The organism is Ruegeria sp. E5 (assembly GCF_056534105.1).
This window is the reverse complement of sequence record NZ_JBQFPA010000002.1, coordinates 821738-830305: the sequence shown is the minus strand read 5'-3', so window position 1 is coordinate 830305 and position 8568 is coordinate 821738. Positions and strand designations below refer to the sequence as shown.

4 protein-coding genes are annotated in these 8568 nt (G+C 49.9%); all 4 read right to left on the bottom strand.

Features of this window, described 5'->3' with window-relative positions:
• Positions 1-441 precede the first annotated feature (441 nt).
• Positions 442-1989, bottom strand: coding sequence for a S8 family serine peptidase (locus tag ACR0BI_RS11950; protein WP_480561868.1), 1548 nt, complete (start codon positions 1987-1989; stop codon positions 442-444).
• Positions 1990-2010: 21 nt separating this feature from the next.
• A complete protein-coding gene (locus ACR0BI_RS11945) occupies positions 2011-3162 on the bottom strand; it encodes a phosphatase PAP2 family protein (RefSeq protein ID WP_170395034.1) in 1152 nt (383 codons plus the stop codon).
• Between the two features lie 26 nt (positions 3163-3188).
• Positions 3189-5375: an adenylate/guanylate cyclase domain-containing protein gene (locus ACR0BI_RS11940; protein WP_170425982.1), complete on the bottom strand. Its 2187-nt coding sequence runs from the start codon at positions 5373-5375 to the stop codon at positions 3189-3191.
• Between the two features lie 2203 nt (positions 5376-7578).
• Positions 7579-8568 (bottom strand): inositol 2-dehydrogenase, encoded by a 990-nt coding sequence (iolG, locus tag ACR0BI_RS11935; RefSeq protein ID WP_480561871.1) that lies wholly within the window; start codon positions 8566-8568, stop codon positions 7579-7581.

The following is an 8568-nucleotide window of genomic DNA, read 5'->3' as shown; positions in this document are numbered from 1 at the left end:
TCGTCAGGCTCATAACCTGAAGGTCGCAGGTTCAAATCCTGCTCCCGCAACCAACTTTAGAAAATCCCAGAGCAGCCCGCGCAGACTACAATTGATCACCCGGAGCAATTGCTTAACGTCTTCACCTCATCGCGCCACGCTCCAAAATCGACGCGTGAGGAAGAATGGGAGAATAGGGATGACCCTGAATCTATCGCTCTACGTGCTTCTGATCTCAACCCATTAATGGCGCGATATTGGTATTCTGCGCCAAGCGTTCCGATCGCTTAATGCCAATGCCGCGTTCAAACGCAGTTTGTTTGCATGAAAGCCCAATGATCAGCTTGATCCGTCTCGCAGCAGAGACGAATCAATCCGTGCGCTTCATTCCCATATTCAATCTCCTTTGCGGCAAAATGCCTTGAAAGGAGCGGTATCGACCAATCACACGTCCTAGTTTGTTCAAACCTGTAAAAGTAGTTTTGCGACGTCCAATAGTCCTGCTTGCCCAAAAAGCTCATCAGTGCTCGGTGTTGTATATGAGTTCATGGCATCTGGCTGCAAAGATGACCCTGCATCTAACCAATACCAGTGGTCTAGATTTAGTTTATTGGTATCAGCCGAAAAACCTTCGAAAATGTTCTTGACGTCAACACCTGACACCTTTGAAGTCGACTTGCGCTGCATCATCGCGATTGCACCGGCTACCAAGGCAGCAGCACCTGATGTGCCCCCAAATTCAGCATATAATCCCGAAGGATCGTCGCGCGCACTTTCTCGTTTCTTCACGGGGCCAGCGAATGTTCCTTCCACGTAGCCCCGCGGTCCTGGAACATCCAAGGAAAGCAACCGTTGTGATGCAAATGAAATTTCAGGGATATCATCATAAGGTGGTTCGCGCTTTTTGTGCACGTTCTCTACCCAGAAGTCGCCTGCTGAAGCAGCGCGACGGTCCAATCGGATTTGGTATCGGTTATATACTTCTCCGTCATCTGAAGGTGCGACTACGGTCAGATCACCCGAGTAGTTGGAATAACCCGATCGGTAGCCGTTGTAATTGACGGCGCCTACTGAAATGATACCGTTTGCGGAATTCGATGACAAACTGGCCGGGTAAATCAGTTCACTCCTGCCCTCATTACCTGCGGCGCATACAACAGGCGTCTGCTTGCTCACCCATTCTATGACTTTCTCAAGTAGAGCCCAGGCTTTTTGGATATCCAAAATATCTTCATGAACTTCTCCCGCCTTGCTTTTGTGAAGGCGGGTCTCTTCATCATCGTCAAAAGAGGTTGGATAGCCGGGCCAATACGAAGGGTCAGCGGCATCGCGCGGAAATAGAATGACATCCACACCTTTCGCTTCTGCATAAAGAAAGGCCGCTATCAGTTCTTCAGGGCTAGGAGATATTGAAGTTGTGATAGGAACTATTTTGCTTAGCGGGTCTACGCCAAAGTAAGGGGCAACATTACCCGCATTGCCGAACTGATCCAATTCATAACTGGTACCGCTCGTCAGGCCGGCACATCCAGTCCCGTGAGCGGCATACCGATCATCATAGGCATCGACGTAACGCTTGACGCCAAAACCGTTACTAATTCTGTTAATTATCTCGGTTTCTTCGGGGTCGAGACCAGGTATGACCAAAGCGCTGATTCCGGTCAAATGTTGTTCTGGTAGCTCGCGGTGTCTGTTTGCTGCAGGATATGCCGATAACTCCTCGTACTTTGCTCCATACGGGTGGCTCGCTAGATCAATTGCGTCATTCCAAATAACTTGATCTGGAGGGGGAAGGGGGGCCTCTGGCGCTTCTAAGTTTGGATGATGCCGGGCCACCCCCATATCAATGAGGCCAATTTTTACATCCCGTCCTGCAAAATCCCATTCGACACCAGTTATCGTCGGGCAAACCTCACCAGATGAGGTGCCAGTTGGTACGGAAATCGCATTGATCGCCACCAGATGCCAAAGATAGTAGTAACGTTTATATAACTCATCGCCAACAGGCATTGGCTCACCTCCCCTTTGTAGCTATCCCAGCCATTCGTCTTGGGCTTCATCCATCAATTCATCGAGTGCTTCTGTTAGATAAACCACTGTTTTCTTTGCGAGACTTCGTCCTGCAGCTGTATCACTTGGGTAGTGTAGACCTGCCCATTCTCGGTTCTCGGCAATACGCTGGGCGCGATGGAAAAGCGCTATCGTTCCCGGATGCTCGGGAACCAGCCGAGAGAACAGCTCTGCAATCGCGAATGATTGATAAGAATGGTTGGATGGATATGCAGCGTGATAGGGTACGGGGATGTAAGGACGGATAAGCGGCTGCACGATGTTTGGTCGAGGTCGGCTGAACCTATTCTTGTAAGTAAGGCCGATCTCGTTGGTGATTTCCAGCAGGATGACCATCAAGGCCTTCGTCGCATCAAATCCGCCCTGCTCGTCAATCCCTAAAGGGGTCAGGTAATCGTCAATTCCGAACTGCGCTTGTGCAACAATTTCGTCGCGACGGCGCACTTGATCTGGCTGTTTCAGTTGCTCCTGAAGCTCCAGCAGATGAGTGGTTTCGTTCAGGCTTTCATCGGGTCCTGGAGGTGGTAGAAGATCAATATTCTCCCAGATTTTCCCGAGAATACTTGTATCAATAGGAATGCCAATTTTACAGAGATCACGCATTTCGCGCCACCCAAATGAGGCATCGCTCCCACCGAAATCGAACTCAGTGCGGTTTCTGTTTCTATTTCGATTCCTATTTCTGTTTCTATTTCGATTCCTGTTTCTATTGCGGTTTCTATTTCTGTTGCGGTTCAGGGCAAAGGATGAAGACTGACCCATCGCGATTACAGCGGCTCCGAGTGCAGACCGGCTTCCAATTTCTGTGGCAACCGAATTAGCTACTTGTTCGTTCCGCTGAAGACGATCTACCAGAGTCATCTCATCAAAAAACAAATTCAATTTTTCAAGTGTTGGATCATCAATTATGTCGTCCTTGATCTCACGAATCGCATTGATGTACGCCCAGAATGTTTGCTGCTGTTCGTCATAGATTAGCGATACAAGTTCATCCCTATTTCGCTCAGGATTGTCCTCTGCGCCCAAGTTCGCCAGCTTTAAAACTTTACACGAAATCAATTCCCCACGCCGAACGAGCATACCGAAGTTGTTGAGAAAACTAACGTAATTCAATGAATCCCCCTCCCTTGATCGAAATACTAAATTTGTTTTGGCAGCCCGATACGGCTCAGACCATCCTCCATAAGTTTTGCGCTGAAGCGGGTTGGAACCGGAAACCAGTCTTCTCGAATACTTGTGAGAGACATGTCTGGCTCCAATTCGACAAGTCGATGTAACGCTTTCTCACCTTTGGTGTGATCGCCCAAGTGACCGTAAGATGCCGCCAGATAGCGCATAACTGCTTTAAACTGTGGTTGTACCGCCATTACGTTTTCGCCAAATTTGACGGCTTGTTCGAAGTCGCCATTTACCAACGAAGCTACGCAGCTTGCGCCGTCGAATAGATGACGATAAGGGCTGTGCCGTCCGATAACCCTAGCTTTGTTCGCGGCCTCCACTGCAAGCCTCGGACGATCGGTATAGCAATAGAGCATCGCAGCAGAATCCCAACACATTGCACGATATGGGCTCAGCTCCAGGGCTCTGTCAGAAAGGTCCTGAGCAATCGAAAACTCGCGGAACACGTAGGAATAGACGTGAGCGACAAGCCCTAAAACGGTCCCGTTATCTGCGTCAGCTTCGACTGCTCGCCTCGCAAGCTCTCGTGCTCTTTCTTCAAGCTCAATGTCCCACGTTCCGTAACGTTCGCCGATTTGGAACGTCGTAAAATATGCTAGCCAGGCCAAGTAAACAGGCTTGGGGTCGATTTCGTAGGCTGCCAATATGTCTGCCTGCAAATGGTCCAAACCGGGTCCGGACATTGTTAGCAAGTGATGGACTGCGGAGATCGCCGTCTTTGCAGCATGATGGGCAGCGGGGTCGCGCATATGACGCCCGTTCACCAATGCCGTGAGGAGCGCATCGGTAGCGTAGCTTACAAAAGCTGCAACGCTGGAGGTTGAGAGCCCAAGAAAGTCGCCCTGATCAGCCACCACATTCTGATTCCAAATAACTTTCCGGTCCTCGGGGCGCATTGCAGTGACAGAAACTTGAAGCATGCTTTCGCAGGCTGACGCTCTGCACTGAAGAAACAAGTCGGGACCAACACCGTGACTGGGGCTAGAGTTGTATGGCCCGGGCACGTTCGGGGTGCGATAGTCCTGAACAATCAGGGCCTCGGTTTCCGAAAGAGATTTTGATAGCTGCTCTGCGACGATATTTGCTACGAAAGAGGCTTTCTCCGATCCCGCTCCCACATCTGAGGCTAGAAGGCCAATTACGAAATTTGTTCTCGTAGTTTCTACCCATGATGCATTAGGCGTTGGCTGAGTTGTGAGATCGGTTTTACTTACTAGACTAGCACCATCTTGGTTGATGCATCGAACCGCAGACCGTTGATGCTGGAGCCAATCCATGAAAGCAGCACTGCGGCATTTGAAACCCTCCAACAGCCTATTGTTTGATGGTTCTGCTGTTGGCTCTGTTACGTCTATTTCCAACTCTTGTTGATTGAGGTAAATGAGATCTTTGTCGCGAACTAGACTGATTAGGGTTGCCAAACCGGTGTGTTCATTGGTGGCGTCGACGAGCCGCTCCAATAAAGCAGACCTTTCAGAAGTAGACTGGTCCTCCCAAATAATTTCGCCAGCCCGATGCGCTGAAAAAACACCTTGAGAGCAAGCTAAGAGCGAGAGAAGCATTGTCTGCTCGTTGCTTAGGTCCAGCAAAGTGTTTTGGGAGCCCCAATACTTCGGATACCCAATCAATTCGAGACGGGCCTTTGTCAGCGACCCTTGGTCCGAAACTCTGATCACCTTGAATAACTCGAGAGAGTTTCCCAGATTTTTTAGTGTTGGGTAGCCGATGGAGACAAACCGAAAGTCGTTTCCACCCCGAAGCGAATTTCGGACCGCACTGGAGACCAGGACGTCACCGGCCGATCCAGCACTTTCGATACGGGCCGCAGTGTTCACGGTGTTCCCTATGATTTGGCGGTCTATTTCAAATGTATCACCAACATGTACACCGATCCTGAACCCGCGATCATAGTTTCCGACTTGTTCAGAAAGAGTTTCCTGTACCCTCAACGAGGCTTCTACCGCGACTGAAACACTTCTGAATGTCGCGCAAAAACCATCACCAGCAATACCCGTGACTTCACCTCCAAGTGCGACCACTACTTCACTGGCTAGATTCAGATCCGCGCGAATAGTGGATAGGGTTCGCATTTCAGTTTCGCGAACCGCTAACGAGTACCCACATGCATCAATGAACACGATGGCCATTAGGCGGGCTTCGGGTGTTTTAGTCTTGGAAAACTTTGTCTGGTCTACCCCATATCTTGACCTCAAAGTAAATAGATTAAACGTTTCTAATGCCTAAAATTCGACACCCTGATCGATTGTTTTAAATAAAAATAACCCCACAGTTAGGCTCAGTAGTACACTAATCTCAGTAACTCGTCGACATTAAACGCGCTCGACATTTGCAATTGCGAACGCAGGTATTTGTTAAGTGCCAGATATAAATAAATAAATTTAGTGGTGGGCGATATGAACTGATACTTTCCGGTCATTGGTAGATGTTAAAGAGGGAAAGCTTCCGCATTACTTCATAAGTGCTTGATTCCGGTGAATAAGAAAGAAACGCACCGTCGCAGCGCGAGATAAGGATGCACATTAAGAGGTCAAAGAGTGAATGCCACTTGAATATCGACAAAAGGCGTTTCTTGACATCTTGTCATTGGATTCTATTTTTGCATCAACACGTACCAAGACTTCAAGCGCTGCTAATTCATCTTTCTCTATGACAACACAACGGTAAAACCCAAGGGTCGTGTTACAATTGAATTAGATCTTTGGATTTCTACCAATTGAAGCATTGTACTATATTTCGTCAAAATGGATGCTTATCAGTTGAAGTATATTGAACTAACCTAGAACTCCCCCGTTTTTTGTTTAGAACAAATTTTGCTCCCAAGGTTTGATGACTTGAACCGTTCTCTGGAACGAAGGATGCGCGATGGGCACAGATGGGGAAGCAAGATGCATTCCAGTTTAAAGTGTCAGTTCAGTAGCTCGGGAAGTGCCCATCCAGTGTTGGCCGTGCAATTCGGTTGAAGCTTGATGAGGCTATCCCTCATCCAATGAGAGGTATCGTAGTTTCTGCTGAGAAGGACACCAAGCAGCGATGGTCCGCTTATCGAGCCTTCTTCATAGGTGGAGAGAGTGTCGTCATAGTGTTATCTTTTGCATTCAAACTTTCATCACTGAGCACCTTCGAAGTGTAGGGTTCTCTGTGACCCCGAGAATCTTTCCGAAACATCTTGTTTCCAATTCGCGAACTAAGAGTTTCGAATTTAGCCGTGGACACATTTTTGCCATAATGCCATCCTGGCACAGTGGGCGGCATGTCTTTATTTTTAGCACTTTCTAGTTTTTCCAACTGGATTTGAGGGGGTTACCTAGTTCGATATGCCGCCCCACGAGCAGTCTTCTGATCGTCCAATGAATGAAGCGCATTTTCGGTGGCGTTGATACAATGCGCGTTCAAACCTTTTGTATCGCGCATCTCGGTGTAGTTATGGCGTACCTCGACAGCGCCATTAGATTCTATGGGCGCAGTTTCAGGTATCTTTCCATTGATCGTTGCGCGCCGAATGATGTGCAATCGGCGATGCAGAGGTGCAACAGGTCAAGATAGAAATGCCATCAGAACGACCCCAACTAACGTCCTGAGAGCGGTATCTGAGCAAGTAAGCGCTGCCTGGATAGCAAGTTTCCGCAACGTAAACATAAGCTCACTTTTCGCCTTTCAAGACTTGCTCTATGCCGGGTGCAGCATTCCGGTGGGGGCCGATATGAAACTTAGTGCGTTGGAAATCCTTTGCGTCATTTTGGCAAGTGTTGTGGCAGTGGCTGGTTTTGCCGGAGCCGTGAATGCGCTTGTTTCAGCGATCTAATGTAGCACCGCAAAGTTGTAGGGCCTTTAGGCGCATGTTGTCGCGCTCGTGACAACTGTTCTCTCGGGGTGTCGGTGGCTTTGTAGTAAGACATTGAAACTAAAAAATTAAAGAAACACCATGTACTTCTTTTTCGTTCATCGTTGACGCCGTCGTCACCCAAAGTGAACAGGTCTAGGGCCCGAAAACAAGCCCGCTTCGTCCAAATCTCGCGGTGGCGGTATTAGATTGAAAGCGTCGCCTCACATTCCACCTAGCAGAGGGGTTGGCGAGGGGGTCGAGCCAACCCCTCTGAAGGGGATACACGGAACAGTGAAAGTGGTCCGTTGAGCTCAGGTTATGCGATGCGTGTAGGCCCGTATATTGGGGGTTCCCCGTAGTTGGGAAAATTAATCTTTCAGACACATTCCGGACATCTCGCCCAGATACCAAAACGATACGGCGCGCCTAGAAGATGTCTGATGATTTCTTGAGGGGGTACGAGTTTGGCGCGTCGTACCTTGAACCTCGATGATTTCCCAAAAACCTCAAGCGAGGCTGATAACGATGCCCTGCTTCAAGGACGCGTCCGCCGCATCGGCCAGCAACTGAGCCCGCAGCCCATCGATGATACCTGGTGCAAGTTGTCCTGATCCGGACACAGCGGCAATGAAATGGGCCATCTCGGCTTGATAGGCGCCTTCGTAGCGTTCAAGAAAGAAATGCTGGGCGGGGGCTTTGCGGAAACCCAACGGAGTCGCGACCTCAACCGCATTCTCCAACATGTTTTCAGCCCGCAACATGCCCTTCTCGCCATGCACCTCGATGCGCTGATCATAGCCGTAGCTGGCGCGGCGCGAGTTGGAGATCTGGCAAATCTTGCCACTGGCCGTCGTCAGGGTTACGGCTGCGGTGTCGACGTCTCCGGCTTTGCCGATCTCGGGATCGACGAGCGATGATCCAACAGCGTAAACGCTGATAGGTTCTTCGCCCAGTAAGAAACGTGCCATATCCAAGTCATGGATCATCATATCGCGGAACAACCCACCTGAGCTTTCGATATAGCTGATCGGTGGCGGCGAGGGGTCGCGGGACAGAATGGTAACAATTTCGACCGCGCCGATCTCACCTTCGGCGATGCGGGATTGAATATTGGCAAAGCTCGGATCAAAGCGGCGGTTGAAGGCCGTCATGAAGGGCACGCCGGTGGCTTCGACCACCTTGATGCAGTCGCGGATGCGGTCAGCGGACATGTCCACCGGCTTTTCGCAGAAGATCGCTTTGCCGGTATTCGCCGCTTTATGGATCAGATCGTAGTGGGTGTCGGTCGGAGTACCGATGACGACAGCATCGACATCTTTGCTTTCGATCAGTTCGTCCGCCGACAGGATCTGTGCGCCAGTTTTGTCGGCCAGCATCTGAGCCGGTTCTGTGAATGCGTCCGCCACTGCGCTCACCCGTGCGCCATCAATCTGCCCGATCGAGCGCGCATGAACCTGACCGATCCGCCCGCATCCCAATAGCCCAATATTCAGCAT

Excerpts from the sequence above, each read along its gene's own strand:
- ACR0BI_RS11950 (WP_480561868.1), bottom strand. The coding sequence starts at position 1,989 with ATGCCTGTTGGCGATGAGTTATATAAACGTTACTACTATCTTTGGCAT.
- ACR0BI_RS11940 (WP_170425982.1), bottom strand. The coding sequence starts at position 5,375 with ATGGCCATCGTGTTCATTGATGCATGTGGGTACTCGTTAGCGGTTCGC.
- iolG (WP_480561871.1), bottom strand. The coding sequence starts at position 8,568 with ATGCTGAATATTGGGCTATTGGGATGCGGGCGGATCGGTCAGGTTCAT.